Consider the following 18,045-nt stretch of genomic DNA (forward strand, 5'->3'; position numbering starts at 1 on the left):
GCCGGTCAGCTCCCCCAGGTCGGCCGGAGCGGGAAGTCGATCTGCCCGGTCGGGGAGGTCTTGGTCGCGAGCACGTGGTGCAGCTGGATCGAGTTGCGGTCGAACCCGAGCCGGGATCCGGCCATGTAGAGACCCCACACCTTGGCGGTCGCGACACCGACCTCGGCGACCGCCTCGTCCCAGTTGTCGCGGAGGTTGTGGTTCCACTCACGCAGGGTCATCGCGTAGTGCAGCCGGAGGTTCTCCTCGTGCTGGACCTCGAGCCCGGCATCTTGCACCTCGGTGATGATGCGGCCGGACCCCGTCAGCTCGCCGTCGGGGAAGACGTAGCGGTCGATGAACTGCCCCGCCGTCGCTCGTGTGCGGTTGTCCGGTCGCGTGATGCAGTGGTTGAGCATCCGCCCGCCGACCTTGAGGTGGTCGCGGATGAAGCCGAAGTAGGAGGCGTAGTTGTGGACGCCGATGTGCTCGGTGAGACCGATCGAGCTGATCGCGTCGAAGCCGCCCTCGGGCACGTCGCGATAGTCGGAGAACCGCACCTCCGCGAGGTCGGAGAGGCCTTCACGGGCGATGGCCTGCTGCGCCCAGATCGCCTGCTGCTCCGACAGGGTCGCGCCGATGACCTTCACGCCGTAGTGCTTCGCCGCATGGCGCACCATGCCGCCCCACCCGCAGCCGATGTCGAGCAGACGCTGGCCCGGCCGGAGGTCGAGCTTGCGGCAGACCAGGTCGTACTTCTCGAACTGAGCCTCCTCGAGCGTCGAGTCGGGCTTGGGGAACACCGCGCACGTGTAGGTCATCGACGGGCCGAGCACCAGCTCGTAGAACCGGTTGGACACGTCGTAGTGGTGGTGGATCGCCGCCGCGTCGCGGCTCTTGGTGTGCCGCAGGCCCTCGACCGCTCGGCGCCACCGGGGCAGGTGCTCCTGGGGCGGCGCCGGCGGCGGGACCAGGTGCGAGAGGCCGAGCGCCTTGACGACGCGGAACGTCTCCGCGGCCGACGGTGCCCGCAGGCGCGTCTTGTTCTGCAGGTGGACCAGGGCGTCGTACGGGTCACCCGGGTGCACACCGTCGAGCTCGAGGTCACCGCTGACGTAGGCGCGCGCGAAGCCGAGGTCGCCGGGCGCGCTCATGATGTAGGACAGGCCCCGCTCGTTGACGATGCGGACGGTGATCGGCGCGTCTGCCGGGCCCGCGCTGCTGTCGTCGTAGCCTTCGAACCGGAACGAGAGCTCGCCGGGCACGAGGCGCTCCACGGCCTCGCCCAGTGTGATCGAGGACTTGGCAAGAGTGGTCATCGACGTTTCACCGCTTTCTCGTACAGGCCGGTCAACCGGTCCTTGGGGTCGTACACCGCCTTCACCTCGGTGAGATGGGGCACGTTGTAGAGGTCTGCGAAGGTCTCGGCGTCGTAGAACGCCTCCGAGTAGAGCGACTTGTGACCGCCGAGCGCGTGGACCTTCTCCTCGACGCGACGGTTGACCATGCCCGCCGGCGCGTCCGCGGGCACGGCGACGGTGCCCCAGAACCCGACGTTGACGTAGGTCGTGCCGGGCTCGAGCGGATAGAGCGGCCAGCGGGTCGCGCTGCCCGGGCCGTCTGGCTCACGGAGCCGCAGCGGGCACAACCAGACCGGGCGCATCCCCACCTCGGCGTCGAACCACGCGAGGAACTCCGCCAGCCGGTCCACGGGGACCTCGATGTCCTGGATGACCCGCTCTCGCTTCTCGACGCCGTTGCGCTTGAGACGGTCGAGCCGGTGCGCGAGGCCGTAGCGCGTGTCGAGCCCGACCATCTTCTGGTAGACGTCACTGCGCCGGCGATTGCGGGGCCACAGGCGCCGCAGCGTCGGGTTCTGGGCACCGAACGCGCCGCTGCACCAGAACCAGTCGGTGTCCCACCGCCACAGGTAGTCGTGGGCCGTGAGCGCGTCGCTGCTGCGCTCACGCACCGAGCGGTAGTAGATCTGCTGCCCGGTGTAGTCGCTGACCGCCTGCGGCTCGTCGGTCATCTCGGCCAGCGTCAGATAGATCTCGCCAGGGCTGAACGCGGTGCCGTCTATCGCGTCGACACGCACGCCGTCGTGGCTGCGCTCGCCGACGATGCGGCTGATCGCGGCCGCGGCCGACGTCGGGTCGTCGAAGCGGAGGTGCCGGAGCCGGACCCAGCCCGGGGCCTTCTCCAGCGGGATGCGGATGCGGGTGGCGTAGCCGAGCGTGCCGTAGGAGTTGGGGAAGGCGAGGAACAGGTCGCTGTGCTCCTCGCGGCTGCACGTGACGACCTCCCCCGCCCCGGTGAAGACGTCCATCTCCAGCACGGACTCGTGCGGGAGTCCGTGGCGGAACGACGTCGCCTCGATCCCGAGTCCGGTGACGGCACCGCCGAGGGTGATCGTGCGCAGCTGCGGCACGACGTACGGCATGAAGCCGCGCGCGAGCGTCACCGCGACGAGGTCCTCGTAGGTGCACATGCCCTGTACGTCGGCGGTTGCGACTCCCGTGGCGGCGTCGATGTCGACGCTGATCACCCCGCCGAGCCCGCTGACGTCGAGCCCGGGTGCGTCGGAGGCGTCACGAGGTCGGAAGAGGTTGGTCGTGCGCTTGGCCAGCCGGACGGGCGAACCGTCGGGGATGGAGCCGTATGAGGCCCTGAGCCTGCGCACCGCGTCGTCGTGGGCATGTTGTCCGACCAGATCGCTCACGGTGATCACCCTAGGCACGACCACGGACGGTCGCCACGTAAATGTCCGTAACGTCCGACCGGTGACACCGGCGGCGCCGTGCGCCTACGCGAGGAACCGCAGCGCGGCGACGTACCCCTCGAACCCGAGCCCGACGATGACGCCCGTCGCGACCGCGGAGAGGTACGAGTGGTGCCGGAACTCCTCGCGGGCGTGCACGTTCGTGATGTGCACCTCGACCATCGGGGCTGTGAGCATCGCCGCCGCGTCGCGGATCGCGACCGACGTGTGCGTCCAGGCGCCGGCGTTGATCACGACGGGGTGGCCGGCGTCGGCAGCGTCGTGCAACCACCCGATCATCTCGGCCTCGCTGGCGGTCTGGCGTACGTCGACGGTGAGGTCGAGCTCGGCCCCCGCCGCGTGGCACAGCGCGACGAGGTCGTCGTACGTGCGGTCGCCGTAGACGGCGGGCTCCCGCGTCCCGAGCCGGTCGAGGTTGGGGCCGTTGAGTACGAGGACGGTGGCCATCACGCTGCTCCTGGGTCGGTGCTGGGACGGAGGTGCCACGCCAGTATCTCCGACGGCGTGATCCCCTTCACACGCAGCGGCCCCTCGCCCGTCGCCCGGAGCACGTCACCGTGCTCCAACGTCTCGCCGTCCGCCTCGACCCGGCCACGGGTCACGTGCAGGTGGACGAGGCCGTCCTCGGGCAGGTCGACGACGTCACCGGCGTCCAGCAGCGCCGCGTGCAGCATCACGCCGTCACGCACCCAGAGCACGTCGAGGAGATACCCTCGCGCCCCCTGGAGGTCCCACTGCCGGTACGCCGGCGGTCCCGGACGAGGGTCGGCGAGCTCGGCGTCGGACGGGGCGAGCATCATCTGGAGGAAGTGCAGCGGCTCGGTCGTCGAGTGGTTGCGCTCGGTGTGCTCGACCCCGGCACGAGCGCTGATGTGCTGGACCTCGCCCGGTCGCAGCACGCCGCGGGCACCCGTGGAGTCCTCGTGGGCGAGGGCGCCGGCCAGGACCCAGGTCACGATCTCGACGTCGCTGTGGCGGTGGCTGTCGTAGCCGGCCCCGGGCTCGAGCCACTCCTCGTTCACCGCACGCAGCGGTCCGAACGCGACGTTGTCGGCGTCGTAGTGGTCTCCGTACGAGAAGCTGTGGCGTGTCGTGATGCCGTCGCGACGCGACGTGTAGCGCTCGTCGCAGCGGATCACACGCACGTCCCGTCCCGCCGCGCCACGGCGGCCGCGGCGGCGGAACATCCTCACGCGTACCCCAGCTCGTGCAGCCGGTCGTCGTCGATCCCGAAGTAGTGCGCGATCTCGTGCGCGACCGTGATGCCGACCTCCTCGACGACGTCCTGCTCGGTGTCGCAGATCGCGAGCGTCGGGTTCCGGTAGATCGTGATGCGGTCGGGCAGGACACCGCCGTATGCGCTGGTCCGCTCGGTGACCGGGATGCCGTCGTAGAGGCCGAGCAAGGTCGGGTCGTCGTCGGGCGCGTCGTCCTCGATGAGGAGCACGACGTTCTCGAGGAGCCCGGTGAGGTCCGGTGGCAGCTCGTCGAACGCCCGCTCGACGAGCTCGGCGAAGCGGTCCGGCGACATGTCGATCACGGGTCCAGTCTGCCTGAGGGCCCCAGGTCGACGTCACCGGCTTTGGCGGCCGGAGGACGCTGCCCGTACGATGAACCGTCCGCGCCGTCGTGCGCGTACGCCCTCATCGTCTAGTGGCCTAGGACGTCGCCCTTTCAAGGCGGTAGCACGGGTTCGAATCCCGTTGGGGGCACCATCGCTCGGAGTTCAGGCGGTGCGTGCGGGGAGTCCGACCCCGGTTTTGGAGTCGTCCGAACCGTCCGCTAAAGTGGTGCTCGCACCGCTGAGCGGTGACAACTGAAGATGGCCCTGTAGCGCAGTTGGTTAGCGCGCCGCCCTGTCACGGCGGAGGTCGCGAGTTCGAGTCTCGTCAGGGTCGCCAGCACGAAGGGTCCGAGCCGTCAGGTTCGGGCCCTTCGTCGTTATTCCGCGAGCGTACGGACCGTGATCGGCATGCGGCGGCTGCGGCGCAGGTTGCCCCGCAGCACAGAACGCAGCCCTCGGCCGAGGATCGTCGGGACCGTCAGGTCGACGTGGTCGTCGCGGTCCCCGACCACCAACGGCACGATCGGCGCCGCCGCCAGCTCCGGCACCTGCCCCCACAGGCCCACGACCCAGGGCAGTGCGGCGACTCGCTGTTCCATGCCCGGGGTGACGGTCACCTCGCTCAGCATCTCCGTCCTCACCAGACCGGGGTCGAACCCGTGCACCCGCACCCCGGCGCCCGCGATCTCCGAGCGCACCGTCCGGGTGTACTGACGGTTCCACGCCTTCGACGTGGCGTAGGCGTTCTGCCACGGCACCGGCTTGGTCGAGCCTTTGCCCCACACGTTGACCACGTGGCCGCGGCCCTGTTCGAGCATCGTGGTCACGGCCGTCCGGGTGCCGTGGTGGACCGCACGGATGTTGACGTCGACGATCCGGTCGAAGACGTCGACCGGCGTCAGGTGGGTCGGACCGTAGATCCCTGAGACACCTGCGTTGTTGACCCAGACGTCCAGGCCACCCCACTCCAGCGCTCGGTCGCGGATGCCCTCGACCGCGGCGAGATCGGTGACGTCGGCCTCGACGCCGACGGCCTCGACGCCGCTCTGTGCCAGACGGCTCACGGCTTCGGGGACACCGCTGCCCGGCAGGGACGCCACGACGACGCGAGCACCCGCCCGACCGAGGGCGTCGGCGAACCCGAACCCGAGACCGCGCGAACCGCCGGTCACGACCGCCACCTGACCACTGAGCGGCCGACCTGCGGACGCGCCCACGCTCTCCGTACGACGTCGTGGCATCTGACCTTCCTCACGCTTCAGCCGATGGTGGCACGAACCACACTGGTTTGAGGATGAAACTGAAAATGCCACTCGTTTCACGACACATGACCGTGACCCTCCCCGAGCTCGCGCTGCCCCGAGCCGCGCAGGACCTCCTCTTCCGCGAGGCCCGCACTGCCAACGCCTTCACCGACGAACCCGTCACCGTCGACGAGATCCGCGCCGTGTACGACCTGGTGAAGTTCGGGCCGACGGCGATGAACTGCCAGCCGCTGCGGATCACTCTGGTGACCGACGGCGAGGCCCGCCAGCGCCTGCTGCCGCACATGTCGGAGGGCAACCGAGCCAAGACCGGCGCCGCGCCTCTGGTCGCGATCCTCGCGGCCGACGTCGACTTCCACGAGACCCTTCCCGAGGTCTTCCCGCACGCGCCCGGCATGCGCGACGCGCTCGAGCCGGTCGCCGACCAGCGGGAGTCGATGGCCAGGCTGAGCGCCGGCCTCCAGATCGGCTACTTCATCGTGGGCGTGCGCGCCGCCGGCCTCTATGCCGGCCCGATGACAGGCTTCGACGCCGCGGGGGTCGACAAGGAGTTCTTCGACGGCACCGGTCTCAGGTCGCTCGTGATCGTCAACATCGGTCATCCCGCCGAGGACGCCTACCGCGATCGCCTGCCCCGCCTCGACGCGGCCAGCGTGGTCACTGTCGCGTGACCTGACCGGGTGATCCGGACCGCGCCTCGCCTTGTATAGTGGTGCGCGCCCGGGTCACGCCGGGCTGCTTCTTGAGGCGAGAGCCCCGAGGAGACAGACGGCCAGGTAGCTCAGTTGGTACGAGCGTCCGCCTGAAAAGCGGAAGGTCGCCGGTTCGACCCCGGCCCTGGCCACCCACGACCGCAGATCTCGCCCAGCGAGCTGCGGTCTTCTGTTTATCCGGGTGCGCGCACCGCTGCCTCGACGAGGATCCGCGCAGTGGCCTTCGCGTCGTCGGCCGTGGCTGGGGAGCCCGTGATGGGTGCCATCACCATCGCGCCGTTCGCGACGAGGGCGAGAAGGACCAGGCTCGTCTCGACCGCCCCGGGATCGACCAGATCCCGAGATCCATCTGCTCGACGCCGGCCACTTCGCGCTCGAGACGCATCTCGAGGAGATCGTGATGTTGACCCGTCCGTTCCTGCAGGAGGCGGCCGCGCGCGAGCGCTGAGCGTTCGTGGCGGTGGCAGGGCAGTCCTTCCGGGCGGACGATGGCGTCATCGGTGACATCCGCGCCGGTGCCGACCTTCGGGAGGACGAGACGATGACCACCACCACAGCGCCTGTCGTCGTAGGCGTCGCTGCGAGCACCATGGACGACGACGTGCTCCGCTTCGCCGTCGACGCCGCCGAGCGACGGGGCGTGCCGATCCTCCTCGTCCACGCGTACAACCCGGACTACCACGCCGCCAGCCCGGTGATCCCGGAGAACGATCGGCGCGAGGTCGCCAACCAGCTTCTCGCCGAGACCTTCGACCGGTTCAGCAAGATCGCCGGCGACCGGGTGGAGATCCTCACCCTGCTCGCCGAGGGCGGGACCGTGGGCGTGCTGCTGAGGGCGTCGTCGGATGCCTCGCTCCTCGTCCTCCGACGACGTGACATATCGGCGCTCGGCCGGGTCTTCACCGGCTCGATCATCAGCGGGGTCGCTGCCCGAGCCGCATGTCCCGTCGCGATGGTGCCGGCGGGCTGGCACGCGGGCGAGGCGCGCGGCCGGATCGTGGTCGGGATCGACGAGACCGCCATCTCCGCGGAGGCCCTCGACCTCGGGTTCGATCTTGCGCACGTGCGCGGCGCGAGGCTCACCGTGCTGCACGCCTGGCGGGCGCCGACGTTCTACGACGACGTGATCTTCGCCCGGACCAGCGAGCAGTCGTGGCGCGAGGCGGCACGGCTCCGACTGGAGGAGACGGTGGCGCCCTGGGTCCAACGCCACGGCGACGTCACGGTCGACGTGGTGGTCGAGTACGAGCGGCCCGCGACGGCACTGGCACGGGCGAGCGCCGAGAGCGACGTGCTCGTCGTCGGACGCCGGACCCGGCCTCTGCCTCGGGGGGTCGCCCTCGGATCGGTGACGGGGGCGCTGATCCGTACCACCGCATGCCCGCTCGTCGTGGCACCGCTCGCGGCAGACGCCGAGCCGACTGCCGCCGAGGGGACGTCCTGATCCCCGGCCCTGTGACAGCCCTCGCGATCAGGAAGGAGAGACGACGCGGGACGCGGCGTACGCCAGCCCGATGGACGCGGCGTCCTCGGCGAGCGCCGCCGGCAGGTCCGGCTTGCCGGTCCGCGCCCAGGCCTGGCGCCAGGCGTTGCCCGCGTACGACCCGGCGAGCGCCGCCGCGGCACCGGCCACGGTGGACGCGACTACAGGAGCCTTGCCGAGGCGTGCGATCTGGAATCCGGCGAGTCCGCCCGCCGCGACTCGGCCGGCCAACGGAGCGAGCCGGAGCCTGCTCGGTGTCTGCGGCAGCTTGTCGACGACCAGCTCGCTGGCGATGCCCGCCAGGACCAACCCGCGTGACCGTGCCGAGTGCTTGCTCGACAGGCGTGTCACGGCAGGGCCGAGCGTCGATCGCCCTCCGCTGGCCAATCCGGCGATACCGCTCGCGAGCAGCAGTGCACGGGAACTGGGTTGCTGAGACACGTCGGTTCTCCTCGCTCCTGCGGCAGCGGGTCCCCCGACCCCTCTGCCGCAACGGTGTGGCGCGGCTCTCCGGCCGCCCCGGCTAGCTGGCTTGGCTCTCGTCGTCGGGACCGAACCCCTCGGCGAGGAGGCGCCGAACCTCCGCCTCGCGGAAGCGGCGGTGTCCGCCTAGGGTACGGATTGAACTGATCTTGCCTGCTTGTGCCCAGCGGGTCACGGTCTTCGGGACCACGCGGAACAGCGCGGCAACTTCGGACGGCGTGAGAAGGCGTTCCGCATCGGGGGAGTGCGAATCCATGGCTGAATGATGCCAAAATGCACCCATCCATGCCGAGGGGTGTCGCCGAATCCGTACCGAGGTGTAACCGAACGGGCAACATCGGGACGTTTCGCACCCGCCCGGACGTCAACTCCGCGCCCTCCTACAGTGGAGAGCACAGCACGAGGAGGTTGGCGTGGACGGTCCACAGGTGATGTCCCCCTTCGGCGGTGGCCACGAGCAGGTCGTGTTCTGCCAGGACGAGGCGAGCGGGCTCCGCGCGATCGTGGCGCTGTCCTCGACCGCGCTCGGACCCGGACTCGGTGGCACCCGCTTCTACCCGTATGCCGATGAGCAGGCGGCGCTCGCCGACGTGCTCGCGCTCTCCAAGGCCATGGCGTACAAGGCCTCGTTGGCCGGGCTCGACCTCGGCGGCGGCAAGGCCGTGATCATCGGCGACCCGCACCGTGACAAGTCCGAGGCGCGACTCCGGGCGTACGGCCGGTTCGTCGAGTCGCTCAACGGCCGCTACTACACGGCCTGCGACGTGGGCACCTACCCCGAGGACATGGACGTCATCGCCCGCGAGACGTCGTACGTGACCGGACGGACCACCGAGCACGGCGGAGCGGGCGACTCGTCCGTGCTGACCGCCTTCGGCGTCTTCCAAGGCATGCGCGCGGGCGCCGAGTTCGTGTGGGACACGCCGTCGTTGTCGGGTCGCCGCGTCGGCGTCGCCGGTGTGGGCAAGGTCGGCCGACACCTCGTCGCTCACCTCGTCGAGGACGGCGCAGACGTCGTCGTCACCGACGTCGATCCGGCCGCCATCGAGGCCGTACGGTCGGCGCACCCGTCCGTGCGGGTGGCGGCGGACACCGCAGCGCTGGTCCGCGAGCCGCTCGACGTCTATGCCCCGTGCGCGCTCGGAGGAGCCCTCGACGACGAGACGGTCGCGACGCTCAGTGCGCGGCTCGTCTGCGGCGGCGCCAACAACCAGCTGGCCCACGCCGGGACCGAGGAGCTGCTCGCGCAGCGCGACATCGTGTACGCGCCGGACTACCTCGTCAACGCCGGCGGGCTGATCCAGGTCGCCGACGAGCTCGAGGGCTTCTCGTTCGACCGGGCCAGGGCACGAGCGGCCCGGATCTACGCGACCACGCTCGACGTCCTGCACCGGGCGAAGGCCGAGAGCGTCGCGCCGTCCACAGCGGCCGACCGCATCGCGGAGCAACGCATGCGCGAGATCTCCCGCCTGCGGGGCGTCTGGCTGCCCTGACGCCCCGCAGTCTCAGGCGTCGTCGTCGATGCGCAGGGCGTGCTTCACGCGGTGCGCCAGCCTCCGGCGGGGCGTGACCGCGTTGGAGCGACCGCGCTTCCAGTAGCCCGAGATGTCGGCCGTGGAGCCGTTGACCAACCCGTGCTCCTTCGCCCAGCGGCGTACCGGCTTGAGCAGTCCGGCCTCGCCTCCGGCCCACAACGTCCAGGGCTCGTCGGCAGGAAGGTCCAGCCCGGCGAGGAACGGCTCGAACCCCCGGTCGGACACCTCCGGGTCGTCCTCGTGCAGCCAGGTGACCTCGACGCCCTCACGGACAACGAGGTCCTGCTCCTCGGCGGCGTCGGGGACGAGGAGCGCCACCCGTGCGCGGACACCGTGCGGAAGCTCCTCCACGATGCGGGCCGCGGCCGGCAGCGCCGTGTGGTCGGCCAGCACGACTCGGTAGGCGAAGGCGGGCGGCGCCACGTAGCCGGCTCGCGGTCCAGCGACCCACAACCGGTCGCCGGGCTGGACGGACTCAGCCCAGTCGGAGGCCAGCCCGCCGGGGTGGACGACGAAGTCCATCCAGACCTCGCCGCGCTCGCGATCGAAGCGGCGGACGGTGTACTCGCGCGTCGGCGGGAAGGGCTTCGGCCAGTGCAGGTGGTCGCCGTCGGCCACGGGTGCACGGGTCATCCCGGTCTCGGGGTCGGGGAACACGAGCTTCACGTGCTCGTCGGGTGCCCGGGCCTCCCACCGCGCGAGATCGCCGCCGAGAACCAGGCGCACCATCCGTGGCGTGAGCTGGTCACGTCGAAGGACCTCGAGCTCCTGGATCCCGATCGGGTGGTCCAGCAGCGTCAGGGTCGGGCCGGCGAGCGTCGGGGTGTCACCGTGACGCGGCATAGGCCTTAGCCGCCTTCTCGATGTCCTCGGCCTGACGCTGGGCCGCCTCGAACGTGTAGATGGTGCCCGAGGTCAGCGGGTACGCGTGCCCTGCGCGGGCAGCCGGCAACCGGGTGAACGAGGGCATCGCGATCAGCTTCTGGTTCTCCGGGTTCAACGAGCCGTCGAGGTTCGCGTCGTAGAGCAGGACCTTGGACTCGGCAAGACTCGGCAGGTTCTCGGTCGCGAGCTCGGTGACGTAGCGGTCGGGGTTCTCGGTGTAGTCGGCGTTGTAGCCGAACCCGGCGGCCTGGAGACGTTCGTACGTCAGCGACTTGCTGGTCTCGACGAAGAGGACACCCTCGGAGAAGCCGAGCGACGTCGCGTTCGCGTCGGCGAGCGCGTCACCGTACTGCGTCTTCACGTCGGCGAGCGTGGCGTCGAGCTCCTTCTCACGCGCGTCGTAGTCGGACGACTTCCCGACGAGGTCGGCGACGGTGGGGTAGTTGTCCCAGACGTCGGTCGGCTCCGCGATCTCGAGGATCACCGTCGGTGCGATCTCCTCGAGGTCGCCGTAGTCGACGCCGAGTCCCCCGTTGTCCATGCCGATGATCAGGTCGGGATCGGCTTCGATGACCTTCTCGATGTCGATCCCGTCGAAGCTGCCGACGGCCGGGGTGTCCTTGACCTCGGCGAACTGCTCGGCCGGGATCTCCTCGGCCACCAGCTCGCCCTCGAGCTGTCCGACGGGCTTCACGCCGAGCTCGGCGAGCATCGCGCCGGTGCGCCACAGCGCGACGACCCTCTTGGGCTCGACCGGGATCTCGACCTTCTTGCCGGTGAAGGTCGACTCGACCGTCCGGGTCTCGCCCTCGTCCCCGCTGGCTTCCTCGTCGCTGCCACCACAGCCCGAGACGGTCAGGGCGGTAGCCGCCACCATCACGGCTGCTGTCCTGAGGGAAGACCTGACGCGCATGTTGCTCCTTCTGTCGACCAGCACGGCCCCGCCTCCTGACGAGGTGTTGGTGAGGCTAACCTAAGCATGTGGTCGTGCTCACTCCCGGGTCGGACGTCGGACGGCGTACGGCAGTGATGCTGGCGCTGGTCGCGGCGACCGTCGCGGTGGCGGCCCTCAGCCTCGCGGTCGGCAGTCGCAGCATCGGGATCGGCGAGGTCCTGGGGGCGCTCCTCGGCCGCATGGACTCCGACAACGCCACCGTCATCACCTCCCAGCGACTGCCCCGTACCCTGCTCGCCCTGGTGGCCGGAGCCGCCCTCGGCGTGGCCGGCGCACTGATGCAGGGCCACACCCGCAACCCGCTCGCCGAGCCCGGGCTCTTCGGGGTGAACGCCGGCGCGACGTTCGGTGTGGCCGTGCTCGTCTTCGCGCTGGGCGTCCAGTCCTCGGTGGCCACGGTCGTCGCGGCGTTGATCGGCGCGGGCGCGGTGTCCACGATCGTCTTCCTGCTGGGGCTCGGCAGCCTCCGCAGGGGCGCGATGGTGATGCTCGCGGTGCTGGGGACCACCATGGCCGCACTGCTGAGCGCGCTGACTGCAGCGCTCATCCTGCTCGACAGACAGACGCTCGACGTCCTGCGCTTCTGGGAGGTGGGCGCCGTCTCGAACCGCGACCTCGAGCTCGCCGGTCCACTGGTCGTGGTGGTCTGTGCCGGGTTCGTGCTGGCGACGGCGAACGCCTTCTCGCTCAACGCCCTCACGCTCGGCGAGGACGTCGCGCAGGCGCTCGGCACGCGGGTACGGCGGAGCCGCGTGGTCGGCATCGTGGCGGTGACCCTCCTGGCCGGGGCTGCGACGGCGGTGTGCGGTCCCCTCGCGTTCGTCGGGCTCGTCGCGCCGCACGCCGCGCGGTTCCTCAGCGGCCACGACTACCGCTGGCTCGTCCCGTACGCGGGGCTGGTCGGGGCCGTCGTGCTGACCGCCGCCGACACCGTGGGCCGCGTCGCGGCGCCGCCCGGTGAGCTGCAGGCGGGTGTCGTCGTGGTCCTCGTGGGGGCGCCGTTGTTGATCGCGATCACGCGGCGTCGAAGGTTGGTCGCGCTGTGAGCGCGCGTCAGGACAGCGCTGTGAGCGCGCGTCAGGACAGCGCTGTGAGCGCGCGTCGGGGTGTGGGTGTCCGGATCGGGCCGTTCGGCGTCCTGGTCCGCCGACGTGCCGTCGTCTGGACCACGATCGTCACCATCACCCTTCTCGCGGTCACCGTCCTGGCGGTCCTCACCGGCACGCTCGACCTGCCTGCGTCCCGGGTCTGGGCGGCGCTGACGGGACGCGGATCGTCGGTCGATCACCTCGTCGTGGTCGACCGGCGGCTGGTCCGCGCCGTCACCGCGATCCTGGTGGGCTTCGTGCTCGGCCTGAGCGGTGCCCTCACGCAGTCGGTCACACGCAACCCGATCGCGACGCCGGACCTGCTCGGGGTCACGGCCGGGGCGAGTGCGGCCGCCGTCCTGCTGATCACACAACCCTGGCTGGTCACGAGCGTCACGGGCACCGCCTCCGCGACGCTGGTCGCGCCGGCCGCGGTCGTCGGCGGCCTGCTCACCACGGCGATCATCGTGGCGCTCGCCTGGAGGGGCGGGTTCGACGGGATGCGGCTGATCCTCGTCGGGCTCGGCGTCAACGCGATCGCGCTGGCGATCGTCTCGTGGGCGTTGATGCGTGCCGATCTGCACAGCGCGGCCGTCGCGTCGCGCTGGCTCACCGGGTCGCTGGCAGGCGTCCGGGTCGAGGACGTCTGGATGCTGCTCACCGTGGTCGCGGTGGCGACGGCCTGCAGCACCGTGCTCTCCCAGGACCTGTCCGCGCTGCGCCTCGGCCGCGACGTCGCTGCGTCGCTCGGCACCCGCACCGCCCGGTCCGAGGCGTACGCGATCGCGTTGGCGGTCGTCGCGGTCTCGGCGGCCACCGCGGTCGCCGGCCCGATCGGGTTCGTCGCGTTCGTCGCCCCCCAGGCGGCGCTGCGCGTGTTCGGGACGGCAGGCCCGACGCCGTTGACGAGCGGGATGGTCGGCGCTCTCGTCGTCCTGGTGGCCGACCAGACGGCCCAGCGCCTCCCCGTCGAGCTTCCCGTCGGCGTCCTCACCGCGGTGATCGGGGCGCCGGCGCTCATGTTCCTGCTCGTCCGCTACGTACGGAGATCCAGTGTCTAACCCCCTGCGCGCCGAGGGCGTGGTCGCCGGGTACGGCAGCCGTGACGTCCTCCACGGGATCACCTTCGACGTGCCCCAGGGGCAGGTGACGACGGTGATCGGGCCGAACGGGTGCGGCAAGTCGACCTTGCTGCGCACCCTCGCCGGCCTGCTTCGCCCGACGCGCGGCCGGGTCCTGCTCGATGGCGCACCGGTCTCGTCGATCCGTCCTCGCCACCTGGCGCGTCGGTTGGCGGTGCTCCCCCAGAGCCCGACCGCCCCCGAAGGCATGACGGTGGCCGACCTGGTCGCGCGAGGACGACAGCCGCACCAGCCGTGGTACAGGCAGTGGTCGGCCGAGGACGACAGCATCGTGGCGGCGGCGATGTCCGCCACGGGCGTCGACGACCTCGGCGACCGTCCGCTCGACGAGCTGTCGGGAGGCCAGCGCCAGCGCGCGTGGATCGCGATGGCGCTGGCTCAGGACACCGACGTGCTCCTGCTGGACGAACCGACCACCCACCTCGACCTCGCGCACGCCGTGGAGGTGCTCGACCTCGTGGTGCGGCTGCGCCGAGACACCGGACGAACGATCGTCGTCGTCCTGCACGACCTCAACCTCGCGGCTCGCTACAGCGACCACCTCGTCGTCGTCGACGATGGGCGCATCGTCGCCCAGGGTCCCCCGTCCGACGTCGTCGACCCGGCGCTGCTCGCCAAGGTCTTCGGCCTGGAGGCGCACGTCTTCTCCGACCCGTACGACGCCCTCCCGACCGTCGTCCCGGTCCGGCGTGGCTAGCCCGGGGGTGCCGCCGACCGGTGCTCGGCTGATCCGACGGATGCTGCGGCGCCACCGTGGCCGCCTCGTCCTCTCCTACACGCTGCTCAGCATCTGGCAGGTCTGCGAGGCCCTGGTCCCCGTCGCGATCGGCCTCATCATCGATCGAGCGATCGCCCCGGGCGACCTGACCGCGTTCGTCGTCGGAGCGATCGCGCTCACCGTGCTGATGGGTGTGCTGAGCCTGTCGTACCGATTCGGTGCGCGACTCGGGTTCGGAGCGGTGCAGCGCGAGCAGCACGCGCTGCGGCTGGAGATCTTCGACCACGTCCTCGATCCCGACGGCGCCCGCACGGGCCTGCTGGCCGGCGAGACGGTGTCCGTCGCGACCGGCGATGCGTTGGCGGTGTCGACCGTCGTACGCCAGCTCGGGTATGCGGTGTCGGCGCTCGTCGCCACCGCTGCGTCGGCGATCTATCTCCTGTGGCTGGACGTGGCGCTCGGGCTCCTGGTCCTCGTCGGCGTGCCGCTGATCGTCGCGGCGTCCCAGCTGCTCAGCCCGGTGATCGCGCGACGCTTCGGTGCCGAGCAGGCCGCCGTCGCCGGCGCGTCCGGGATGGCGACCGACCTGATCCAGGGGATGCGACCGCTGAAGGGCGTCGGCGCCGAACGGGTCGCAGCGGAGCGTTATCGACGGTCCAGCCGGTCCGCGGAGCGGGCCGCGCTGCGGACCGTCCGCGGCTGGGGCGCCCTGTCGGCGGCGACCACCGGACTGAGCGGTCTGCTGCTCGCGGCCGTCGCGCTGCTGGCCGGCAGCCGCGCTCTCTCAGGAGAGCTGTCGCTCGGTGAGTTCGTGGCGATCGTCGGCCTGACGCAGTTCCTCGCCGAGCCGGTCTCCCAGCTGGGATGGCTCGGCGCCGACGCGGCACGTTCGTACGCCTCAGCACGACGCATCGCCGACGTCCTCGCGACACCTCGGCTCGTCGGCGAGGGCGGCAACGCTCCCGAGCCGCCGTACGCCCTGGAGCTCGACCACGTCTCCGCCGGCCCGTTGCGCGACCTCGTGCTCAAGGCGGCACCCGGAGACCTTGTGGGAGTCGTGGTGGACGACCCCGCCGCCTCTGACGCGATGGTGTCGGTGCTCACCGGCGAGCGCGTGCCGGACTCGGGGGCGGCCCTGCTCGGCGGAACGCCGGTCTCCAGCCTGGGGACCCGTGAGCGCCGGTCGGTGCTGCTCGTCGCCGCCCACCGCGTCGACCTCTTCGACGGCTCCGTACGGTTCAACGTCGACCCGCACGGGCGCCACGACGACGACGCCCTCACGAGGATCCTCACCGCCTCGGCCGCCGAGGACCTCGTGACCGCCCACCCGGACGGGCTCGAGCGACGGGTCCGGGCCAGCGGCTCACTCTCGGGTGGGCAACGGCAACGCATCGCCTTCGCGCGTGCCCTCGCCCACGACACACCGGTCCTGCTCCTCCAGGACCCGACGAGCGCGGTCGACTCGGTCACCGAGGAGGCCATCGCGCGCGGCCTGCGCGCCACTCGTCACGGCAGTGCACCCCGGACGACGGTGGTCATCACGTCGAGTCCGTCGTTGCTGGCACAGGCCGACCACGTCGTCCTCGTCCTCGACGGGCGCACCGTCGCCACCGGTCCCCACACCCAGCTGCTCGAGCGCGCTGACTACGTCGAGGCGGTGCTGCGATGACCTCACCACGTCGAGGCGGTGCTGCGACTCGGCACCTGCTCCCCGTCGCCGACCGCGCCGACACCGCACGGCTCGCGTGGAGCCTGCTGCGACGACGACGGCTGCCTCTGACCGCGGCCGCAGCAGGCTTCGCACTCGCAGGGCTGCTGGGCCTCGCGGCCCCGTGGGTGCTCGGCGACCTCGTCGACGTGATCCGCAACGGCGGCGAGGTGACGGACGTGGTGCGCGCGGCCGTTGTCGTCGCGGGCGCGGCAGTGCTCGGCGGGGCGGCGTCCGGGCTGGCGATCATCGGTCTCGGGCACGCGGCCGTGCCGGCGTTGGCGCGGCTGCGTGAAGACGTGGTCGCGCGCGCTCTCGAGCTCGACCCGGAGCACGTGGAGGAGGCCGGCGCCGGGGACCTCCTCGCGCGGGTCAACGACGACGTCCGCTCGGTGACCCAGTCCTTGGACGAGGCGCTGCCCATCACGATCGAGTCCGCCGTCGCGATCGGCTTCACCACGGTCGGTCTCGCCGCGCTGGACTGGCGCCTCGGGTTCGCCGGCCTCTGTGCGATGCCGTTCTACGTGATGGGCCTGCGCTGGTACCTCCCGCGCTCCGCGCCGCGCTACGCCGAGGAGCGGGTGGCCCAGAGCGAGCGCGCCGAGGCGCTGCTGTCGGGCCTGCACGGCTCGCGCACGCTCCGGGAGATCGGGTACGAGCGGGCCTGGGCAGGTCACGTCGCCGACCGCTCTCAGCGCGCGATGAGTGTGTCGATCGGCGTCTTCGGGATGCTCACACGGTTCTTCGGGCGGACCAATCGCGCCGAGCTCGTCGGCCTGCTCCTCGTCCTCGGGACCTCGTTCGTGCTGGTCCGGTCCGGTCAGGTCACCGTGGGCGCGGCGACCACGGCAGCGTTGTTCTTCCACCGACTCTTCAATCCGATCGGCGGGCTCCTCCTGACCTTCGACCAGGTGCAGGCCGCGGGGGCGTCGCTCGCCCGCCTGGCCGGGCTGGCGCGGCTCGCCCCGGCCCCGACCGCGGACGTTGCCCCGAGCACGACGCTGCCCGGTCTGCGGCTCGAGGCGATCCGTCACCGATACCCAGACGGTGACGACGTCCTCCACGACGTCGACCTCCGCGTCGAGCCGGGCGAACGCGTCGCCCTCGTCGGAGCGACCGGGGCGGGCAAGAGCACCCTCGCACTCATCGCCGCAGGACATCTGGCCCCGACCTCGGGCTCACGTGCGCTCGGCGGCACGGCGTACGAGGAGCTGGGATCCGACGGCGTCCGTGCTCGCGCCGCGCTCGTGACCCAGCAGGTGCACGTGTTCGCCGGCACCTTGCGGGACAACCTCAGCCTCGCCGCACCGGATGCCGACGACGACCGCCTCCGCGACGCGCTGACGCGCACCGGCGACTCGGGCTGGGTCGACGCACTCGAGGACGGGCTCGACACGGCCGTGGGCGGCGACGGCCACGCCCTCACCCCGTCACAGGCTCAGCAGGTCGCGCTCGCGCGCGTCGTGCTCGCCGACCGACCCGTGGTCGTCCTCGACGAGGCGACCGCCGAGGCCGGGTCATCAGGCGCACGACTCCTGGACCGCGCGGCCGACGTTGCCCTCGCGGGACGGACGGCGCTCGTCGTGGCGCACCGCCTCAGCCAGGCCGCGGCCGCCGACCGGATCGTGGTCCTCGACCGCGGGAAGGTGGCCGAGGAGGGAACCCACGCCGAGCTGCTCGCCCGCGCAGGGACCTACGCGACGCTGTGGGCGTCGTGGTCGCAGTCTTGACACAGACGACGCAGC

The 18,045-nt window shown here is 71.3% G+C and carries 18 protein-coding genes and 3 tRNA genes; 11 read left to right on the plus strand and 10 right to left on the minus strand.

The window, feature by feature from the left end:
- Nucleotides 1-5 precede the first annotated feature (5 nt).
- The 5 genes from KV097_RS15075 to KV097_RS15095 all read right to left on the minus strand — a co-directional run bounded on the left by KV097_RS15075 (nt 6) and on the right by KV097_RS15095 (nt 4,292).
- On the minus strand, nt 6-1,298 hold the full coding sequence (locus KV097_RS15075; RefSeq protein ID WP_220366329.1) for a cyclopropane-fatty-acyl-phospholipid synthase family protein: 1,293 nt from the start codon (nt 1,296-1,298) through the stop codon (nt 6-8).
- Nucleotides 1,295-2,701 (minus strand): FAD-binding oxidoreductase, encoded by a 1,407-nt coding sequence (locus tag KV097_RS15080; RefSeq protein WP_308289448.1) that lies wholly within the window; start codon nt 2,699-2,701, stop codon nt 1,295-1,297. The genes KV097_RS15075 and KV097_RS15080 overlap by 4 nt, the downstream gene beginning before the upstream one ends.
- Nucleotides 2,702-2,785: 84 nt before the next feature.
- On the minus strand, nt 2,786-3,208 hold the full coding sequence (aroQ, locus tag KV097_RS15085; protein ID WP_255559660.1) for a type II 3-dehydroquinate dehydratase: 423 nt from the start codon (nt 3,206-3,208) through the stop codon (nt 2,786-2,788).
- Entirely contained in the window at nt 3,208-3,948 is a 741-nt protein-coding gene (locus KV097_RS15090; protein ID WP_220366330.1) for a pirin family protein, read from the minus strand. The genes aroQ and KV097_RS15090 overlap by 1 nt, the downstream gene beginning before the upstream one ends.
- 2 nt (nt 3,949-3,950) lie before the next feature.
- Complete coding sequence (locus KV097_RS15095) at nt 3,951-4,292, minus strand: metallopeptidase family protein (protein WP_255559746.1); 342 nt, start codon at nt 4,290-4,292, stop codon at nt 3,951-3,953.
- Between the two features lie 108 nt (nt 4,293-4,400).
- Between KV097_RS15095 and KV097_RS15100 the strand changes: the two genes are divergently transcribed.
- Nucleotides 4,401-4,476 (plus strand) — tRNA-Glu (locus KV097_RS15100).
- A gap of 109 nt (nt 4,477-4,585) precedes the next feature.
- A tRNA-Asp gene (locus tag KV097_RS15105) sits at nt 4,586-4,662 on the plus strand.
- A gap of 40 nt (nt 4,663-4,702) precedes the next feature.
- Here the strand turns inward: KV097_RS15105 and KV097_RS15110 are convergent.
- On the minus strand, nt 4,703-5,566 hold the full coding sequence (locus KV097_RS15110; RefSeq protein ID WP_220343277.1) for an SDR family NAD(P)-dependent oxidoreductase: 864 nt from the start codon (nt 5,564-5,566) through the stop codon (nt 4,703-4,705).
- Between the two features lie 86 nt (nt 5,567-5,652).
- Between KV097_RS15110 and KV097_RS15115 the strand changes: the two genes are divergently transcribed.
- The 3 genes from KV097_RS15115 (at nt 5,653) to KV097_RS15125 (ending at nt 7,747) form a co-directional block, all read left to right on the plus strand.
- Entirely contained in the window at nt 5,653-6,261 is a 609-nt protein-coding gene (locus KV097_RS15115; protein ID WP_220343276.1) for a malonic semialdehyde reductase, read from the plus strand.
- Between the two features lie 99 nt (nt 6,262-6,360).
- Nucleotides 6,361-6,434: transfer RNA gene (locus KV097_RS15120), tRNA-Phe, on the plus strand.
- A gap of 410 nt (nt 6,435-6,844) precedes the next feature.
- The gene (locus KV097_RS15125) at nt 6,845-7,747 is read left to right on the plus strand and encodes a universal stress protein (protein WP_220366331.1); all 903 of its coding nucleotides are present in this window, start codon (nt 6,845-6,847) and stop codon (nt 7,745-7,747) included.
- Between the two features lie 27 nt (nt 7,748-7,774).
- Here KV097_RS15125 and KV097_RS15130 read toward each other — a convergent pair whose 3' ends face one another.
- Together KV097_RS15130 and KV097_RS15135 are read right to left on the minus strand one after the other, a co-directional pair.
- Complete coding sequence (locus KV097_RS15130; RefSeq protein ID WP_220366332.1) at nt 7,775-8,227, minus strand: hypothetical protein; 453 nt, start codon at nt 8,225-8,227, stop codon at nt 7,775-7,777.
- Between the two features lie 82 nt (nt 8,228-8,309).
- Nucleotides 8,310-8,525, minus strand: a complete 216-nt coding sequence (locus tag KV097_RS15135) for a BldC family transcriptional regulator (RefSeq protein WP_220343273.1) — start codon at nt 8,523-8,525, stop codon at nt 8,310-8,312.
- A 157-nt stretch (nt 8,526-8,682) separates the two neighbouring features.
- On the opposite strand from KV097_RS15135, the gene KV097_RS15140 reads away from it, so the two are divergent.
- Nucleotides 8,683-9,762: a Glu/Leu/Phe/Val dehydrogenase dimerization domain-containing protein gene (locus tag KV097_RS15140; protein WP_308289449.1), complete on the plus strand. Its 1,080-nt coding sequence runs from the start codon at nt 8,683-8,685 to the stop codon at nt 9,760-9,762.
- Nucleotides 9,763-9,774: 12 nt separating this feature from the next.
- Here the strand turns inward: KV097_RS15140 and KV097_RS15145 are convergent, their stop codons facing one another.
- Nucleotides 9,775-10,647, minus strand: a complete 873-nt coding sequence (locus tag KV097_RS15145; RefSeq protein WP_220366333.1) for a siderophore-interacting protein — start codon at nt 10,645-10,647, stop codon at nt 9,775-9,777.
- Nucleotides 10,631-11,602: an ABC transporter substrate-binding protein gene (locus tag KV097_RS15150; RefSeq protein ID WP_220366334.1), complete on the minus strand. Its 972-nt coding sequence runs from the start codon at nt 11,600-11,602 to the stop codon at nt 10,631-10,633. The genes KV097_RS15145 and KV097_RS15150 overlap by 17 nt, the downstream gene beginning before the upstream one ends.
- Before the next feature lie 74 nt (nt 11,603-11,676).
- Between KV097_RS15150 and KV097_RS15155 the strand changes: the two genes are divergently transcribed.
- Genes KV097_RS15155 through KV097_RS15175 form a run of 5 tightly spaced genes read left to right on the plus strand, consistent with a single transcriptional unit; the run spans nt 11,677 to nt 18,030 of the window.
- Nucleotides 11,677-12,690, plus strand: a complete 1,014-nt coding sequence (locus tag KV097_RS15155) for an iron ABC transporter permease (protein ID WP_308289450.1) — start codon at nt 11,677-11,679, stop codon at nt 12,688-12,690.
- 44 nt (nt 12,691-12,734) lie between these two features.
- A complete protein-coding gene (locus tag KV097_RS15160; protein WP_220345986.1) occupies nt 12,735-13,793 on the plus strand; it encodes an iron chelate uptake ABC transporter family permease subunit in 1,059 nt (352 codons plus the stop codon).
- Nucleotides 13,786-14,571 carry an ABC transporter ATP-binding protein gene (locus KV097_RS15165; protein ID WP_220366335.1) on the plus strand — a complete coding sequence of 262 codons (786 nt, stop codon included), beginning with the start codon at nt 13,786-13,788 and terminating at the stop codon, nt 14,569-14,571. Before KV097_RS15160 ends, KV097_RS15165 begins: the two co-directional genes overlap by 8 nt.
- Nucleotides 14,564-16,261, plus strand: coding sequence for an ABC transporter ATP-binding protein (locus tag KV097_RS15170; protein WP_220366336.1), 1,698 nt, complete (start codon nt 14,564-14,566; stop codon nt 16,259-16,261). Before KV097_RS15165 ends, KV097_RS15170 begins: the two co-directional genes overlap by 8 nt.
- Nucleotides 16,258-18,030, plus strand: a complete 1,773-nt coding sequence (locus KV097_RS15175) for an ABC transporter ATP-binding protein (protein ID WP_220366337.1) — start codon at nt 16,258-16,260, stop codon at nt 18,028-18,030. The genes KV097_RS15170 and KV097_RS15175 overlap by 4 nt, the downstream gene beginning before the upstream one ends.
- The last annotated feature ends 15 nt before the right edge of the window (nt 18,031-18,045 follow it).

Origin of the sequence: Mumia sp. zg.B17, from assembly GCF_019550915.1 — a bacterium.
In the GTDB taxonomy this organism is placed as follows: Bacteria; Actinomycetota; Actinomycetes; order Propionibacteriales; family Nocardioidaceae; genus Mumia.